At 72.3% G+C, this 16,839-nt stretch carries 13 protein-coding genes; 6 read left to right on the plus strand and 7 right to left on the minus strand.

Going from position 1 to position 16,839, the window contains the following annotated elements; all coding sequences use genetic code 11:
- Positions 1 to 74: 74 nt before the first annotated feature.
- The 4 genes from glmU to E9228_RS17525 form a co-directional block, all read right to left on the minus strand.
- Complete coding sequence (gene glmU / locus E9228_RS06415; protein WP_166779740.1) at positions 75 to 1,502, minus strand: bifunctional UDP-N-acetylglucosamine diphosphorylase/glucosamine-1-phosphate N-acetyltransferase GlmU; 1,428 nt, start codon at positions 1,500 to 1,502, stop codon at positions 75 to 77.
- A gap of 231 nt (positions 1,503 to 1,733) precedes the next feature.
- Positions 1,734 to 2,960, minus strand: a complete 1,227-nt coding sequence (locus E9228_RS06420; RefSeq protein WP_166779741.1) for an alcohol dehydrogenase catalytic domain-containing protein — start codon at positions 2,958 to 2,960, stop codon at positions 1,734 to 1,736.
- A gap of 437 nt (positions 2,961 to 3,397) precedes the next feature.
- On the minus strand, positions 3,398 to 4,786 hold the full coding sequence (locus E9228_RS06425; protein ID WP_166779742.1) for an MFS transporter: 1,389 nt from the start codon (positions 4,784 to 4,786) through the stop codon (positions 3,398 to 3,400).
- A gap of 144 nt (positions 4,787 to 4,930) precedes the next feature.
- A complete protein-coding gene (locus E9228_RS17525) occupies positions 4,931 to 5,944 on the minus strand; it encodes a helix-turn-helix domain-containing protein (RefSeq protein WP_166779743.1) in 1,014 nt (337 codons plus the stop codon).
- A gap of 104 nt (positions 5,945 to 6,048) precedes the next feature.
- On the opposite strand from E9228_RS17525, the gene E9228_RS06435 reads away from it, so the two are divergent.
- The 6 genes from E9228_RS06435 to E9228_RS06460 all read left to right on the plus strand — a co-directional run bounded on the left by E9228_RS06435 (position 6,049) and on the right by E9228_RS06460 (position 11,772).
- Positions 6,049 to 6,498: a MarR family winged helix-turn-helix transcriptional regulator gene (locus E9228_RS06435; RefSeq protein WP_166779744.1), complete on the plus strand. Its 450-nt coding sequence runs from the start codon at positions 6,049 to 6,051 to the stop codon at positions 6,496 to 6,498.
- 166 nt (positions 6,499 to 6,664) lie between these two features.
- Positions 6,665 to 6,814: a hypothetical protein gene (locus E9228_RS06440; RefSeq protein ID WP_166779745.1), complete on the plus strand. Its 150-nt coding sequence runs from the start codon at positions 6,665 to 6,667 to the stop codon at positions 6,812 to 6,814.
- Positions 6,815 to 6,913: 99 nt separating this feature from the next.
- Positions 6,914 to 8,332 carry an ATP-binding protein gene (locus E9228_RS17530; RefSeq protein WP_166779746.1) on the plus strand — a complete coding sequence of 473 codons (1,419 nt, stop codon included), beginning with the start codon at positions 6,914 to 6,916 and terminating at the stop codon, positions 8,330 to 8,332.
- Entirely contained in the window at positions 8,326 to 8,955 is a 630-nt protein-coding gene (locus tag E9228_RS06450) for a response regulator (protein WP_166779747.1), read from the plus strand. Before E9228_RS17530 ends, E9228_RS06450 begins: the two co-directional genes overlap by 7 nt.
- Positions 8,956 to 9,055: 100 nt before the next feature.
- Entirely contained in the window at positions 9,056 to 9,964 is a 909-nt protein-coding gene (locus E9228_RS06455) for a hypothetical protein (protein ID WP_166779748.1), read from the plus strand.
- A 257-nt stretch (positions 9,965 to 10,221) separates the two neighbouring features.
- Positions 10,222 to 11,772: an AMP-binding protein gene (locus tag E9228_RS06460; protein ID WP_166779749.1), complete on the plus strand. Its 1,551-nt coding sequence runs from the start codon at positions 10,222 to 10,224 to the stop codon at positions 11,770 to 11,772.
- Between the two features lie 75 nt (positions 11,773 to 11,847).
- On the opposite strand, the gene E9228_RS06465 is transcribed toward E9228_RS06460, so the two are convergent.
- Genes E9228_RS06465 through E9228_RS06475 form a run of 3 tightly spaced genes read right to left on the minus strand, consistent with a single transcriptional unit; the run spans position 11,848 to position 16,765 of the window.
- Positions 11,848 to 14,346: an OpgC domain-containing protein gene (locus tag E9228_RS06465; RefSeq protein WP_166779750.1), complete on the minus strand. Its 2,499-nt coding sequence runs from the start codon at positions 14,344 to 14,346 to the stop codon at positions 11,848 to 11,850.
- Positions 14,334 to 14,744 (minus strand): ATP-binding protein, encoded by a 411-nt coding sequence (locus tag E9228_RS06470; protein ID WP_166779751.1) that lies wholly within the window; start codon positions 14,742 to 14,744, stop codon positions 14,334 to 14,336. Before E9228_RS06470 ends, E9228_RS06465 begins: the two co-directional genes overlap by 13 nt.
- The gene (locus tag E9228_RS06475) at positions 14,741 to 16,765 is read right to left on the minus strand and encodes a glycosyltransferase (protein WP_166779752.1); all 2,025 of its coding nucleotides are present in this window, start codon (positions 16,763 to 16,765) and stop codon (positions 14,741 to 14,743) included. The genes E9228_RS06470 and E9228_RS06475 overlap by 4 nt, the downstream gene beginning before the upstream one ends.
- Positions 16,766 to 16,839: the final 74 nt, after the last annotated feature.

Consider the following 16,839-nt stretch of genomic DNA (forward strand, 5'->3'; position numbering starts at 1 on the left):
TCTGACCCGCCGGGGCCGATGTCCTGGGCTCCGGTCGGGGCCCACCGCTGACGGTCACGGGGACCGTCGAGGTGTCATTCGCCTCGCGCACGCCGAGCTGACTCGGCCGCCGGGGTTCCGGGTCGGTTCTCCTCGACCCAGCCTTCGGTGTTGCGCTGTGGGGCGTAGCTGATCGCGAGCGACCCGGCCGGCACGTCCTTGCGGACGGTCGTGCCTGCACCGGTGTACGCCCCGTCGCCAATCCTAACCGGGGCGACGAACACGTTGTGCGATCCGGTCCGGACGTCGGAGCCGATGACCGTGCGGTGCTTGTGGACGCCGTCGTAGTTCGCGGTGATGGTGTTCGCACCGATGTTGGAGTCGTCGCCGACCTCGGTGTCGCCGATGTACGACAGGTGCGGGACCTTGCTGCCGCGGCCGATCACCGCGTTCTTGGTCTCGACGAAGGTGCCGATCTTGCCGCGCTCGCCCAGGATCGTGCCGGGCCGCAGGTAGGCGAAGGGACCGACCGAGGCGCCGTCGCCGATCACCGCCAGCGTGGCGTCGACCCGGTTGACGGTGGCTCCTGCCCCGACCTCGGTGTCGCGCAGGGTGGTGCCCGGCCCGACGACGGCCCCGCTGGCGATCGCCGTCGCGCCGATCAGCTGGGTGTCCGGCAGCAGCTCGACGTCGGGTTCGATCGAGACGTCGAGGTCGATCCACGTCGACGCGGGGTCCTGCACGCTGACCCCGGCCAGCTGGTGGCGACGGACGATGCGGGCGTTGAGTTCCCGTGCGGCGTCGGAGAGCTGGGCGCGGTCGTTGATGCCGGCGACGAGCCACGGATCGCTCAGCGTGACGACGTCCACCCGGCCGCCGCGGGCAGCGATCAGGGCAGGGACGTCGGTGATGTACTTCTCGCCCTGCGCGTTCTCGGTCGTCAGGGACGGCAGGACCGCGCGGAGGTGCGTGACGTCGAACGCGTAGATGCCGGCGTTCGCCTCGGTGATCTGGAGCTGCTCTGGTGTGGCGTCCTTGTGTTCGACGACCCCGGCGAACGACCCGTCGGCGTCACGCACGATCCGTCCGAGCCCGGTCGGGTCCGGGGCGATCGCGCTGACGAAGGTCGCCCCGTGCCCGCCGCCGCCGTGGGCGTTGACGAGGGTGCGGAGACTCTGCGCGTCGAGCAGCGGGACGTCGCCGGAGAGCACCACGACGACACCGTCGAAGTCGGCGGGCAGCGCGTCCACCGCGACCTCGACGGCACGACCGGTACCGGGGACGTCGTCCTGGTCGACGACGAGGGCGTCCGGCGCACGTTCGGTGATCTCGGCGGCGACGCGGTCACGCTCGTGCCGCACGACGACGGCGATGTGCTCCGGTGACAGCGACTCCGCGGTCCGGAGCACGTGCGCGATGAGGGGCAGGCCGGCGAGCCGGTGCAGCACCTTGGGGAGCGAGGACTTCATGCGCGTGCCCTGCCCGGCGGCGAGGACGACGACGGCGATCCGCTGGTCGGTCATGCGTCCCATCCTGGCCCACCGCCTCGCCCTCGGCCGACCGTCGCGCCGATGTGTGGGGAACTGCGCGGAGAACCGCATCGGTGCAGGGCAAGCCGCACCGGAGCCGCCTCCCCGGACCGCGCGGCCGGAGCGGCCGGAGTGGCCACCGCACCACGGGAGGCCCGGTGCCGGCCCGTCGGACCGGCACCGGGCCTCCCGGCAGTCATCGAGCGACGCGCAGCGCCGCTTCGGTCAGGCGGTCAGGTCCGTCAACTCGACCTTGATCCACCCCGGTTCACGGCGGTCGAAGGCCTCGTAGGCCGCGATCGCGGACCCGATGCCCTCGTGCTCGGTGATGAGCGCCGTCGGGTCGAACTGGCCGGCAGCGACCATGTCGATCAGGGGCGGCGTGACCGAGTGGTGGTCACAGTTGCCCATCCGGATCGTGAGGTTCTTGTTCATCGCCTCGCCGATCGGGTACGACTGCGCCGTCGGCCCGTAGACGCCGATGATCCCGATCCGGCCGTACTTCGCGACCGACGCGACCGCCCACTTGGCGACCTGCGAGGGCCCGTCGCCCGGCTTCCACTGCTGCTGCTCCCCGAACCCGTCCGGCGAGGCGTCGGGCGCGACCTGCTGCACCTCGGCGTCGAAGGCGGCGGCCTGCTCGTCGGTCACGGCGGCGGGGCCGTGCTTCGGGCGCTCCGCGTCCACGCCGACCGCGTCGATGACCGCGTCCGCACCGATGCCGTTGGTGAGGTCCAGGATCGCCTGGACCGGGTCCTCCCGGTTGTAGTCGACGACCTCGCAGTGCTGCGCGAGTGCGGCGGCGAGCCGGGTCTCGTGCCCGTCGACGACGATGACGCGACCGGCGCCCTGCTTGTAGGCGGAGGCCGCCGCGAACTGTCCGACGATCCCGGCGCCGAACACGACGACGACGTCACCCCGCCGCACCCCGGCGAGTTCGGCGCCGAACCAGCCGGTCGGGAAGATGTCGGAGAGCAGGATCGCCTGCTCGTCGCTGACGTTGTCGGGCAGCGGGTGCATCGTGTTCTGCGCCCACGGGACCCGGACGTACTCGGCCTGCAGACCGTCCACAGGGCCGGTCGACTGCGGGCCGCCGAAGAAGCTCGTGCCCGCCTGCGGCCCGTTCGGGTTCGCCACGTCGCACTGTGCGGTCTGGCCCATCCGGCAGTACCGGCAGGCGCCGCACGAGATGGTCGAGTTGATGACGACGCGGTCGCCCGGGCTGAAGCCGCGCACGGCGTCGCCGACCTGGGAGACGACGCCGACCGCCTCGTGGCCGAGGATCGTGCCCTCGACCATCGGGGCCATGGTGCCGCGGACGAAGTGCAGGTCGGTGCCGCAGATCGCCGAGCGGGTGATGTGCACGATCGCGTCGTGCGGGTCCTGGATGGTGGGCTCCGGGACCTCGTCGAGCCGGATGTCGCCGATGCCGTGCCAGACAACTGCCTTCATGGGGTTCCTCCTCGTGGGTCGTCGGGGCGGACGCTACGCGCGGGGGTCTCGGTGGTCGCGGAGGGCTGCGCGGCATGCGGACAGGCGGGCGGGCGGGCGCGGGCGGGCGGGCGGCGCTGGAGGGCGGGCGCGGGCGCCCGCCGTCGAGAGGCCACGATTCGTCGCTCTCGGCGCGCGCGAGCGACGAATCGCGACACCTCGACGGACGTGAGCGGGGTGTCGTGCGACCGCGGCAGCCCACGGACGGGAGGCACGCCCCGCGTCCGGCACCGAGCCTCCCGTCCGCCGGCCGGCGCGACACTCCCGGGCGGCGGGCGTCGAGAGGCCACGACGCGTCGCTCTCGGCGCGCGAGAGTGACGAATCGCGGCACCTCGGCGGACGTGAGCGGGGTGTCGTGCGACCAGGGCCCCGAGTGTCGTACGAGCAGGCGCGCGCGTCAGGCGGCGGCCGCGGGCTCGTCGCGGACGAAGGCCATCAGCACGAGACCCGCGATCAGGACCACGACGACACCGAGGATCCCGTACCGCGTCGACCCGCCGATCGTCACCGCGAGGCCGAACAGCGCCGGGGCGATGAACGACGCCGCACGCCCTGTGGTGGCGTAGAGGCCGAACAACTCGCCCTCGCGGCCGGGCGTCGCGAGCTTCGCCAGGTACGCCCGGGAGGACGACTGCACCGGCCCGACGAACATGCAGAGCCCGAGACCGAGCACCCAGAACGACGCCTGCGCGGACCCGGCGAAGAGCACCGCGGTGCCGAACACCGACAGACCGACCAGGGACACCATGATGAGCGGCCGGGACCCGAACCGGTCGTCGAGTCGACCGGAGACGACCGTGGAGATGCCGGCGACGACGTTCGCCACGATCGCGAACATGATGACGCCGGACGGGCTGAACCCGAACACCTGTGCGGCGATGATCCCGCCGAACGTGAACACGGCACCGACGCCGTCGCGGAACACGGCGCTGGCGAGCAGGAAGGCCAGGACGTTCCGCCGGGTGCGCCAGAGCCGGGCGACGTCCCGCCCGAGGTCGGCGTAGGCGGACCACAGCGATCCGCGGCGGCTGGGGTCGGCCGGGGCCTCCGGGACGACGACGAACAGCGGGATCGAGCTGACGGCGAGCCACACGGCGGCGATGCCGATCGCGACGCGCACGTCCCACTGCCCGGTGGCCACGGTCGCGGGGAGCTGCAGGAGTCCGCCCGTGCCGTCGACGCCGAAGTCCTGGATGCAGAGCACGAGCAGGACGATGAGCAGCACGATGCCGCCGAAGTACCCGGCGGCCCACCCGATGGCGGACACCCGGCCGGTCTTCGGCCCGGTGGCGACCTGACCGAGCATGGCGTTGTAGCCGACGCAGGCGATCTCGTAGGCGACGGTGCCGATGCCGATGAGGGCGGCGCCGAGCACCAGGTACGGCTGCTCCGGCGCGACGAAGACCATGCCGACGATCGACAGGACGATGCCGATCGTCGCGATGAGCACCGAGCGCTTCCGGTGCCCCGACGTGTCCGCGAGTCGGCCGATCGCAGGGGCGACGAGGGCGACGACGATGCCGGCGATGGTCAACGCGGTGGACACCACCGCGGCGTTGTGGGCGAGTTCGCGCTCGACGGCTGCGGCCGCGGCGGACGAGGAGTCCTCGGCGGCGACGAGGGCCGGGTCGACGAACGCCCGGCTGGCCAGGTAGGTGCTGAACACGAACGTGGTGACGACGGCGTTGAAGGCGGCGGAGCCCCAGTCCCAGAGCGCCCAGGACAGCAGTGCCCGACGCCGGACGGGGGTCGGCGGTGCCTCGGCGGTCGTCGGCGTACCGGTCATGGCCGAACCGTAGCGCCTCCGGGTGTCCACCGCGGTGTCCGACCGGCAGGCCGCGTGGACCGCGGCGACCGGCAGGCCGCGGCGACCACGGCGACCGGCAGGCCGCGGCGACCACGTCGACCGGCGACGCCCGCCGGCCCCGACTCAGCGCCGCAGCGTCTGCTTCGGGTACTCGCCGAACCGTTCCGCGTACGACGCCGAGAACCGCCCGAGGTGCGCGAAGCCCCAGCGCGTGGCGACCTGGCCGACCGAGACGCTCCGGGAGTCGAGCGCGAGCAGCTCCTCGTGCACCCGGTCGAGTCGCACCTGGCGCAGGTAGTTCAGCGGCGACACCCCGAAGGTGCGGCGGAACGCCTCCTGCACGCTGCGGACGCTGAGGCCCGCGACCTGCGCCAGGTCGGTGATGGTGATCGGGTCGTCGGCGTGTGCGTGGATGTGCTCGACCGCCGCGCGGAGCTTCGCCTGCCGCGGGTGCAGCAGTTCCGCGGGCAGCTGGTCGAGCTGCGGCGGGACGACCCGCAGGAACGCGTCGACGGTCTGCCGTTTCGCCTCGTGCCAGACGAGCGACCCGGTGCCGCCTTCCCGCAGCGCCCGTGCGAGGGCGCCGAGGGAGTCCCGCCACTGTCGGACGGCCACGGTGTCCGCGGGTCGCAGGTGGTCGAAGCGCAGCTCGCGGGTGCCGACGTCGAAGCGTTCGGCAGCGACCTCCCGGACGAGGGCGCGGTCCAGGTGGACGAGCTGCTGGTCGTAGTCGGTGGCCACGAACACGACGTCGCGGTGTGCCGGGAACAGCATCGGGTGCCCGATCCGCAGCGCGACCCGGTCGCGGAGGGTGTCGGGCGTCCCGGAGCCAGCGGTCAGCCAGCCCATCACGAGGTCGTCGCCGGGTGCGGACGCACCGCGGAGGAAGCCGCTCATCGTGGACCGGCGCATCGAGACGTCGGAGTCGCCGACGGCCGTGTAGCGGTAGGAGTACTCCCCGTCGGTCCGGCGCGACAACCACTGCCTGCCGGAGTAGATGCCGGCGAGGTCGCGGACGGCGGCGTCGGGGTCGGTGCCGGACACCTCGAACCGCACCGGGACGGCGGAGTCGGCGAGCGCCTCCCGTCCAGCCGCCGCCCTGGTCTCGCCGGGCTCCGGCGCGAGCGGCCCGCTCACGTCGTCACCACACTGGATCGGGAACCAGCGGTATCTGGATATCCTTGCCGCGAGCACGCCGGTCCCCACTCCGGTGTGCCGTGCGACACGGAGGAGGGCACCCGATGAGCGACCTCGACGTGATCGGTGCCCTGACCCGACTGGAGCAGGCCTCGACCGCGCTGCGCAACCGGCTGCGGGACCGGACCGGCGTCTCCGGGACGGACCTGTCGGTCCTGCAGTACGTGTGGCGCGCCAAGACGGGCGACCGTTCGGTGCGCGTGAAGGACCTGACGTCGCACCTCGGTCTGACGGGCCCCGCGGTGACCGGCATCATCGACCGGCTGGAACGGCAGGACCTCCTGCGGCGTGTGCCGAACCCGGAGGACGGTCGGAGCAGGTTCATCGAGCTGACGCCCGGCCAGGAGCAGGTGTTCGCAGCGGCGCTGGACAGCACCAACGAGCAGTTGCACGAACTCCTGTCCTCCTTCTCGGAACGAGAGCGCCGACGCCTCGTCCGCATCGTCGACCGCATCGCCGGGGCGCTCGACGGCGGGGTGTCGCCCACGTCGTAGTGCAGGCTATGGGCCCCCTGGTCGCCGGTCGGAGGAATTGTCCACGCAGCGCGGATGGGTCAATTCGCGACCTACTTGGCCGGGCGTGGCTCCGAACGTCGCCGTACCGTCGGACTCGACCAGGACCCCCCTCGCACGGGGGTCACCGCCGACGGGATGGGACACCATGGGCATGTACGAGACCGAACCGGGCGTCGATCCGGTGCGCATCACCACCATCCGCCGCATGCGCCGTCGCTGGAAGCACGGCGAGCAGCCCACCGAGGACCAGGGACTGTTCGACGACCTCTTCGTGGCGACGACGAAGCAGCGCTGACGCAGCGACGTCGACACGTCGACGGGAGGCCCGTGGCGGGATCGCCACGGGCCTCCCGTCGCGTCCGGGGTCGGCCCCGGGGCGGGTTACGGTGACCCTGTGCCCGGACGACGATCCCTCGACTCCGAGCGCGGCGACGACGCCGTGCTCGTCGTCCGGCGCGACCTCCGCCGTCGTCCGGTCCGGACCGTGCCGTGGCGCCGGGTGCTGGTGGGCGTGGTGCTCGCAGCCCTGCTCGGCGGCGCCGCCGTCGCGACGGTCGGCACCCTCGTCTCCCAACGCACCGCGGAACGGTTCGCGGTCGAGGACGCGACCGACGACACCGCCGCGGTCGCCCGGACCGTCGTCGAGCCGGCGCTGCTCGACGCCGTCGCCGACCGGGCTGCGTCCGCCGCCGACCGTCGTGTCGCCGCGGACCGACTGGACCGTGCCGTGCAGGCGGTGACCGCCGCGACCGGCGCGGTCCGGGTGAAGCTCTGGGCTCCGGACGGCACCGTCCTCTGGTCGGACGAACCCCGCCTGGTGGGGCAGCGGTTCGCGCTGTCCGACGACGACCTGGAGGCGCTCGAGTCGGACCGCTCGGACGCCGAGGTGTCCGACCTGACTGCGCCCGAGAACCGGTACGAGCGGGGGCGGGGGCCGCTGCTCGAGGCGTACCAGGCGGTGCACGTGCCCTCCGGCGACCCACTGCTGCTCGAGGTCTACTACCCGTACGACGCGGTCCTCGGCAGTGCCGCGTCCCTGCGGTCCGCGTTCGCCACCCTGGCGTTCGGCACCGTGGGTGTGGCCATCGCGCTGCTGCTGCCCGTCGTGCTGTGGCTGCTGCTCCGGGTGCGGGGCGGCCAGCGTGACCGGGAGCGGCTGCTGGTCCGCGCGCTCGACGCCGAGACCGCCGAGCGCCGTCGGCTCGCCGCCGACCTGCACGACGGTCCGGTGCAGGACATCGCGGGGCTGGCGCTCGGCCTCGGCGCGGCCGCACGGAGCACGACGGGTCCCGGCGCCCGGGTGCTCGACGAGTCGGCGACCACACTGCGGTCCGCGGTGTCGGCGCTGCGGTCGTCGATGTCCGCTATCCAGCCGGCGGCCCCGGACCGCGACGGGCTCGCCGCCGCGCTCGACGACGCGACCGCCCGGGGACGTGCGGCCGGCCTGGTGGTGCGGCTCGACGTCCCGGCGACGGTCCCGGCCGCTCCCCCGGCGCTGCTCGCCGCCGTGCGCTTCGTGCGGGAGGCCGTCGCGAACACCGTCCGGCACGCCCGAGCGAGTGCGGTCCGGGTCACGGTCGACCGACGGGACGACGAGCTGGTCGTCCGGGTGTCCGACGACGGGGTCGGTTTCGATGCGGAGGCCGTGCTCGGGTCACGACGCAGCGGTCACCTCGGGACCACCCTGCTCCGGCAGATCGCGGAGGACGCCGGCGGCTCGCTGGTGCTCCGGACCGCGCCGGGTACCGGGACCACCTGGGAGCTGGCGGTCCCCGCCGAGTCGGAGTCCGCCGGGGTGGCGTCGGGATGGTGAGGGTGCTGCTCGTCGACGACCACGCCCTGGTCCGCGGTGGGCTCCGTGCGGTCCTCGACACGACCGACGACTGCCAGGTGGTCGGCGAGGCCGCGACCGGTGAGGAGGCCGTCGAACGGGCACTCACGCTCCGCCCCGACGTCGTGGTGATGGACCTGTCGATGCCCGGCGCCGGTGGGGTCGCCGCGACCGCCGCACTGCGGACCGACCTGCCGTCCGCCCGGGTGCTCGTGCTGACGACCTTCGCCGACGACGCCCGGGTCCGGGCCGCGCTGGCCGCGGGGGCGACCGGGTACCTCCTCAAGGACGCCACCCCGGACGACGTGGTGCGGGCGGTCCGCGCGACCGCGCGCGACGAGGTCCCGATCGACCCACGGGTCGCCCGGAGTCTGCTGCCGGCGACGGGGACGGATGCCGACCCGGTCCCCTCCGGCCCGGTGCTGCCACCGCGCGAGCGCGAGGTCCTCGTGCGCCTGGCCCGCGGGCTGTCGAACCGGCAGATCGCGTCCGAACTCGGGATCGCCGAACGGACCGTCAAGGTGCACGTCGGCAGCGTCTTCCGGCGCCTCCAGGTGGCGGACCGGACGACTGCGGCGCTCTGGGCGCGGGACCACGGGTACTAGTACCAAGGTCCGATGGTGCCCGCGGGAGCGAGCGGCGACGATCGTGCCGAGGGGTCGAACCGCCCCGCACTCTCGAACCGCCCCGCACAGGAGGCACACCATGCGCACCACCACCGACCACCGCACCGCCCGCTCGGGCCGCTCGGGCCGCACCCGCGGGACGGCAACGCTCCTCGCCGCGACCCTCGCCGCCGCAGCCGTCGCCGCGGTCGCACTCGTCGGGGTCGCCCCGGCGCAGGCGTCCGGCAAGACCTCGACGGGCGGCGACTACGCCGTCACGGTCAACGGCACCACCACGAACCCCGCCGTCGGCCGCGACTTCAAGCTCAAGGACATCGCCGTCTCGGGCACCATCGCGGTCCGCGGCAAGCACAACGGCTTCGACATCCGACTCGCCGACCTCGGCGTGTACGACTACACGCTGACCGGCGCCCCCGACACCCAGCGGATGGTGACGAAGCCGACGGTCGTGTTCGCGTCGAAGGTGCCCTCGCTCACCGCCGCGCAGCTCGCCGGCACCCGCCTGTCGTCGCTCGAGGTCCGGGACGACACCCTCGTCGCGATCTTCAGCACCGGCGCCGGCAAGTTCAAGATCCAGGCGAAGGACGGCGCGCAGGGCGGGGTCTTCCAGATGGAGACCGAGTTCGCCGGCCCCGTCACCTTCACCCACACGCTCGGTGCCGGCCTGTTCTACTTCGTCAACCCGTACACCGGCAAGGTCAACTTCGGCGACGGCACCCCCGCGGTCGCATCGGGCAGCGGGGCGCACCAGATGCTGCTCGGCAAGGACAGCCCGCAGGTCGCGACGAAGACCTCGCAGACCGCGACGACGACCACGTGGACCGTCCAGCCCGGCGGCCGTCTGGGTGGTGTCCTCGGCGAGGACGCCGTCGAGCTGAGCGCCGGCGCGACGAACTGCACGAGCGACTGCCAGGCGCAGAACCAGATCCACGGCTCGCTGCCGGTGCCGCCGGACCCGGTGGACCCGACGCCGATCGCGTCGCGCTGACCAGCACGCGCGGGCGCTGACCGGTCCGCACCAGCGCACACCACGACGGACGGGAGGCCCGTGGCGGGATCGCCACGGGCCTCCCGTCCGTCTCGTGGTGGCGGCCGCCCCACCCTGTCCGCCGAACGGGGGCTGCATGCGGGCCGCCCGCGCTGGGTAGCGTCAGGAGGGCGGTCGCACCCGACGACCGCGCGAGCGTCGTCTCACCAGCGGCGCGACCGAGGGCGACGATGCCCGCACCGACGAAGAGGGGCACGATGTCCACCACCACCGGACTGGGAACACTGAACGTCGCCACGATCGTGGCCGAGGGTGCCCGACGGCACCGCACCAAGGCCGCCGTCGTCACCGCGATGCCGGACGGCGTCCACGAGCTGACCTACGGCGACCTGTGGGAGCGCGTCCGCGCGACCGCCGGTGGCCTGCGGTCCCGCGGTGTCCAGCGCGGCGACCGTGTCGCGGTGATGCTGCCGAACGTGCCCGAGTTCCTGGTGGCGTACTTCGCCGTGCTCGCGATGGGCGCCGTCGTCGTCCCGATCCACCTGCTGTTCAAGCGCGAGGAGATCACCCACGTCCTCAGCCGCTCCGGCGCCCGCGTGCTCGTCGCCGCCGGCTCGGTGCTCGGTGAGGCCGCACCGGCCGCTGCCGACACCGGCGCGCTCGTCGTCGGCGTCGGGGCCGGCGAGGACGTCGTCTCGCTGACGGCACTGGCGTCCGAGGGCGAGCCGCTCGACGCCGTCGTCGCGACGAACCCCCTCGACCCGGCCACCATCCTGTTCACCAGCGGCACCACCGGGCAGCCCAAGGGCGCGGTCGGGTCGCACTTCGCCCTCGTCGAGCAGGTCAACGTCTGCATCATCGACGTGTTCGACCTCCGCGAGGAGGACGTGGTGTTCGGCGGCCTCCCGCTGTTCCACACCTTCGGGCAGACGGTCGTGATGAACACCACGCTCCGCCGCGGGGCCACGATCGTGCTGCTGCCCCGTTTCGACGCGGCGACCGCGCTGCAGCTGTGCACCGACCAGCAGGTGACGGCGTTCCTCGGCGTGCCGACGATGTTCATCGCGCTCCTCGGGGCGGCGGAGCAGCACGACGCCCGACCGCCGTTCCGCTGGTGCGTCTCCGGCGGTGCCGCCCTGCCCGCCGCCGTGCTGGAACGCTTCGAGTCGACCTTCCACGCGCCGATCCAGGAGGGCTACGGGATGACCGAGACCTCCCCCGTCATCTCGGTGAACCCCCGCGGCGTCCCGAGTCGCGCCGGCAGCGTCGGGCCCGCGGTGTGGGGCGTCGACGTCGTCGTCGCGGACGCCGAGATCGAGGGACGGATCGTGCCCGTGCCGGTCGGGGAACCCGGCGAGATCGTGGTCCGTGGGCACAACCTGTTCCTCGGCTACCTCGACGACCCGGAGTCGACCGAGGCCGCGATGGCCGACGGGTACCTCCGCACCGGTGACATCGGTGTGCTCAGCGAGGACGGCTACGTCAGCATCGTCGACCGCAAGAAGGACCTCATCCTGCGGAACGGCTACAACGTGTACCCGTCCGAGATCGAGGCGGTGCTGCACCGGCACGAGGACGTCGCCTCGGCCGCCGTGTTCGGCGTCGACCACCCGGTGCACGGCCAGGAGGTGCACGCGGCCGTCGTCCTCCGCGACGGCGCCGCCGGGTCGGACGCGGTCGACGCGTTCGTCCGCGAGCACGTCGCGTCGTTCAAGTACCCGCGCGTCTTCCACGTGGTCGACACGCTGCCGATCGGGCCGAGCGGGAAGGTGCTGCGGCGCGAGCTGACACGGCAGTACAGCGCCTGAGGGCGCGAGACGCGGAACGGGAGGCCCGTCACCAGCTGGTGACGGGCCTGACGTCCGTCCGGCCTCACCGACCCGTCAGCGCGGGATGACGGAGAACAGGAACTTCCGGCGCACCATGTACCAGCTGAGCAGGATCAGCACGGTGTGCACGGCGGTACCGATCAAGACGTTGCCGTAGTCGAGCGGCAGCGACGCGATCACCAGCGCGAAGAAGACCTGCCACACGAAGACGTAGAGGCTCGCCTGCCCGAGCGGGATCCACAGCCACCCGATGACGGCGTTCACCGGCTTCCAGAACACGGTGAGGATCGCGTACGAGACGACCGCGAAGAACGCGATGTCGATGAGTCGACCCCACTGCAGGTCGACGCGCTGGTACGCCGTGTTGTAGAGGTCCTGGTACATCGACGCGGGGAACGGCACCGGGGTGAAGTCGAACCGGTCGCCCGCCCAGACGTAGACCAGGAAGGCCGCGTAGCCGCAGACCAGCACGCCGACCAGGACCTTGCCGAGCCGGCCGGTCAGCGCCCGGGTGATCTGCCGACGGTAGTAGCCGAGCACCAGGCCGTGGGTGAAGACCACCTGCCAGGTCAGCAGCGGGAACACCGCGTCGAACTGCGAGTTGAGCGGCTTGAACTCGGGGTGCACCGCCTGGAAGACGTAGAGCGCCCAGCTGACGACGAGCAACGCCCACCAGTACCCCCGCCGGATCACCCACATGAACACCGGGATGAACAGGCTGAGCACCACGAACAGGCCCATGATGTTGAACGGCCACGGACCCATCTCGAGCAGCAGGAACTGCCGGATCGCGTACCAGGGCGGCGGGTACGCCAACAGCTGCATGGCGTTCGGGTAGAGGTCGTAGACCCGCCCCTCGGCCTGCACCCCGTCGAGGCCCGTGCCCCGGTCCGTGAACGTCGTGATCGCGTCGGTGTCGAGGAACGGCACGAAGCTCAGCGCGAAGACGATGAGGATCACCGCGAGCGTGACGAGGTACTGCTTCCGGGCGCGCTTCCACGCGCCGATCGCCGAGGCCCACTCGCCGAACCGCGCGATGCCGAGCGGGTAGACCATGCCGAGCACCATGCCCGAGAGGAACACGAACATCTCGGCGCCGGTGATCGCACCGACCGCGTGCAGCGTCAGGTACGAGTACGGGCCGGACACCTCGATGTGCGTGATCACCACCGCCAGGATGATGAACCCGCGGAACAGGTCGAGCCGCAGGTCGCGTCCGGGCTTGCCGTCGTCGGGGTACCGCCAGCTGGGCAGGAGTCGGCCGACGAGCCCGCTGAGCACGAACACGAGCGCGAGGCCCGCCGACAGCCAGACGATCCACGCCATCTGGTCGCCGCCGGTGTCGAGCTGCTGGTTCGTCGCGGCGGCACCCTGCTGCGGGGTCACCCGGTCGGTGACCGGGCCGAACACGAACTGGTCCGCACCCTGCAGGTCCGTCCGGAACGAGCCGGCGGTGCCCGGGGCCTTCGCGAAGCGCCAGTCGGCGACCCGGTTGCCGGCCTCCGGTTCACGGCGGTTCGCCTCGATGTACGTCACCCCGCGGATCTCGGGCGTCTTCTGCACCTCGGCGATGACCTGCCGCCACCATCCCTGCTTCACCTGGAGCTCGCCGGCACCGTCGAGGGAGTGGTCGTACAGCGCGCCGGTGTCGAGGAGCATCGGGCGGTCGCGGTCGACGGCGAACCGGTCGACGAAACTGCGGGGCTGCTGCCGGTCGTAGCCCCAGCGCTCGGCGAAGCGCTGCGCGACCTCGTCCGACGCCGGCACCACGTTGCGGGTCAGCGGGACGTCCCGCCCTGCGGCTTCGGTGGACTTCCCCTTGCCGAAGAAGAACATCGACAGCCCGACCCAGTCGACGGACGACGCCCCGGGCCAGTACGGCTCGTAGGGGTCGTCGGCCGCGGTGATCGCACCGTCGCCGTTCGTGTCCAGCTTCGCCGTGTCGGTCGCCGACAGGTCCGCCAGGCGGCCGGCGGAGGAGCCGAACGGGTACCCCGCTCCGTACGAGGGCGACCACACCATGCGGGCGTCCGAGTCGCCGGCGTGCACCCGCTGCGCCACGGTCCGGAAGGCCTGCACGAACTGCGTCGGCTGCTGCCCCCAACGGACCCACGTGCCGTTCATCTGCGGGGCGAAGCGGACCAGGAGCTGGGTGTCGTACTGCCGGTGGGCCTGCTCGAACAGCCGGTTCGCGTGGCGGGCATCAGCCCCGGTCAGCGACCGGAGGGACTGGTCCGGCACCAGGCTGACCACGAGCACGGCACCCTGCGCCGCTGCCGCGCGGGTGGAGCGGTGGAACTGCTCCTCGGCCCGCCCGTCGACCGGGTAGGCGATCTCGACGCCGTACATCGACGGCGTCGCGCCGAGCCGGCCCTCGTACCCGTCGGGAGCGTCCGCGCCCCAGTCGAGGTCCGGGCCGAACCAGGTCTTCCCGCTCGGTGGGGCCACCGCACCCGTCGCGGCGTTCGCGGGCAGGGCGCCGCCGAGCAGGAGCACGCCGACGACGACGAGGAGGGCGGTGATCCGGACCCCGAGCCGGCTCAGCGCTCGCACACCAGTACCCAGACGTTCCGCCCACCCTCGTGGTGGTGTTCGAGCCGGTCGAGCGCCGCGATCGCGAGCGCGAGACCACGACCCCCCTCGTCCTCGGGGTCGGCCATCGTCACCGCGCTGAGGTCGATGTCGGCGGGCATGCCGTTGTCCGACAGGACGGCGACGAGCTCGGCGTCCCGCGCGGTGAGGTCCAACACGAACCGACGGCCCTCCTGCGTGTCCGAGCGGCGGGTGTGCTCGATGACGTTCGCGGCGACCTCCACCAGGGCGGTCTCCAGCCGGAAGCGCATGGTGGGGTCGTCGATGCCCTGGCCGTCCCACCACGCCGCGAAGGTGTCCTGCACGGTGTCGAGCGACGCGGGGACCGCGGGGACGTCGATGCTCGCGTGCGTGCTCACAGGGGTCCTCCGACCGTCGTGGACTCGTGCTCCAGGGGCACCTGGGCCTCGGGCCCGCGGTAGCGCACCGCCCGGATCACGATGCTGAAGATGAACAGGTCGAAGACGACCCAGGCGGTGTTGACCAGCGGGGCGATGCCCTCCGCCTGCCCGGTCAGGTAGCGGATGCCGATCATCACCAGCGCGGCGGCGAGCGCCGCCATCGCGACGAGCTGCGGCTTCACCAGGTCCCAGCGGGGCTTGGCGTCGGTGGTGTCGCGGACCTTCGGCGTGACGCGGAAGCCGAGCGGACGACCGCGGAAGACGTTCTCGAAGGCGCTCGTGACCGACTCGATCCACACCGGGAACAACGCCAGCGAGTACTGCTGCCCGCGCCAGGTCGGTCTGCCCGCGGCGACCACCCAGAACAGCAGCTGGTTGAGGACCAGGAAGGGGATGAGCCGGGCGAAGAAGTCGGTGCTGTACGCCTGGACCGGCACGACGCCGAACGACAGGCAGAGCACCGGCGCGGCGATGTAGACCACGGCGGCGAAGCCGGACAGGTAGCTCCACATCGTGGAGAAGTACATCAGCCGCTGCCCGAACGACAGGCCCTTCTGCACCAGGGGGTTCTCGCGGAAGAACACCTGCATGGTGCCCTGCGCCCACCGGAGCCGCTGCACGAGCATCGTCTCGAGGTCCTCCGGCGCGAGCCCCTTCGCCAGGATCTCGTCGTGGTACGCGGAGCGCCAGCCGAGGCCGTGCAGGCGCATCGCGGTCGCCATGTCCTCGGTCACCGAGATCGTCGCCAGCGGCATGATCGCCTGTGCCTCGTCGTCGCGGTTCACGTCGAGCGCGCGGGCGAGCACCGCGATGGACTCGATCGCGGCCACCGGGGACGCGCCCCGCTGCCCGAGGACGTCGAGGGCCGCGTCGTCGAGGCCGGCGAAGGTGTTCGCGTCGGTCGACATCGCCGCGAGTTCCTGGAGGTCCGCGCGCACCGACTCGAGGTCGGCGGCGGCGAAGCGGAACGCGATCGCGTCGATGCCGCGCTGGAAGCGGTAGGTCACGTCGCCGAGCGGCTCTCCGGCGGCGATCTCGTCACGCGCCCGGTCGACGACGGCTTCGGCGTCGTCGAGGGCGACGAGCACGCGCTCGTCCGTCTCGGTCTCGCGCGACCGACCGAGCAGCTTCTTCGCGGTCTTGATGGTGCGCTGGACGCTCGTCTCGACCTCTCGCACGTACCGCGTGATGCCGAGCTGCATCAGCGCCTCACGCCGGAGGATGGCGTTCGACCCGCAGAAGAACGCCGCGTTCCAGCCGTCCTTCGACTGCTGGATGGGTCCGTAGAACAGCGGCGCCTGGCTGCCGAGCGGGTCGGAGTCCGGGACGTTCTCGAACCACTGCGGGGTCTGCACGAGCGCCATCCGCTCGTCCTTGAAGTACCCGAGGGTGCGGTCGAGGATCGACGGTTCCGGCACCTGGTCGGCGTCGAGGATGAGCAGGAACTCGCCCTGCGTGGCGAGCAGGGCGTTGTTGAGGTTGCCGGCCTTGGCGTGCCGCGGGCGGTCCACCCAGTCCTTGCCGCGGGTGATGACCCCGAGCCCGGCGGCCTCGGCAGCCGCACGCATCTCGGGGCGGTTGCCGTCGTCGAGGATCCAGGTGGTGTGCGGGTGCGTGATCGCCTTCGCCGCGAGGGCGGTGCGCATCACCAGGTCGATCGGTTCGTTGTACGTGGTGATGAACACGTCGACCGTGACGTCGGTGCTCGGCTTCGTCGGGGGTTCGCCGCGCTCGCGGAGCTTCCACGCCCCGAACGCGAAGAGCACCGAGTCGATGACGCTGTACGTCTCGGCGAGGACCAGCGGCACGGCGATCCACCACGAGTGCCAGTTCACCGAGGCGACCCAGCGCCACCCGACGTAGTTCAGGCCGGACACCGCGGCGAGCACGGCCACGGTCCGGACGGCCAGGAGTCGGCGGCGGGGCGTTCCGACGGTGAGTCGACGACGGTCGCGTCGACCGACGTCCAACGCCGTCATCGGCGCACCCCTGTTGAACCGTCGCTGCAGTGCACGGCGTCCCCTCCTGATCCCGGAAGCCCGTGCGCGCGGTT

It is taken from the genome of Curtobacterium salicis, from assembly GCF_011759505.1.
GTDB lineage: Bacteria > Actinomycetota > Actinomycetes > Actinomycetales > Microbacteriaceae > Curtobacterium > Curtobacterium salicis.

Bases quoted from the DNA above. Each gene is read 5' to 3' on its own strand.
- E9228_RS06425 (WP_166779742.1), bottom strand. From the start codon at position 4,786: ATGACCGGTACGCCGACGACCGCCGAGGCACCGCCGACCCCCGTCCGG.
- E9228_RS06460 (WP_166779749.1), top strand. From the start codon at position 10,222: ATGTCCACCACCACCGGACTGGGAACACTGAACGTCGCCACGATCGTG.
- E9228_RS06420 (WP_166779741.1), bottom strand. From the start codon at position 2,960: ATGAAGGCAGTTGTCTGGCACGGCATCGGCGACATCCGGCTCGACGAG.
- E9228_RS06455 (WP_166779748.1), top strand. From the start codon at position 9,056: ATGCGCACCACCACCGACCACCGCACCGCCCGCTCGGGCCGCTCGGGC.
- glmU (WP_166779740.1), bottom strand. From the start codon at position 1,502: ATGACCGACCAGCGGATCGCCGTCGTCGTCCTCGCCGCCGGGCAGGGC.
- E9228_RS06475 (WP_166779752.1), bottom strand. From the start codon at position 16,765: ATGACGGCGTTGGACGTCGGTCGACGCGACCGTCGTCGACTCACCGTC.
- E9228_RS06440 (WP_166779745.1), top strand. From the start codon at position 6,665: ATGGGCATGTACGAGACCGAACCGGGCGTCGATCCGGTGCGCATCACC.
- E9228_RS06450 (WP_166779747.1), top strand. From the start codon at position 8,326: ATGGTGAGGGTGCTGCTCGTCGACGACCACGCCCTGGTCCGCGGTGGG.
- E9228_RS06435 (WP_166779744.1), top strand. From the start codon at position 6,049: ATGAGCGACCTCGACGTGATCGGTGCCCTGACCCGACTGGAGCAGGCC.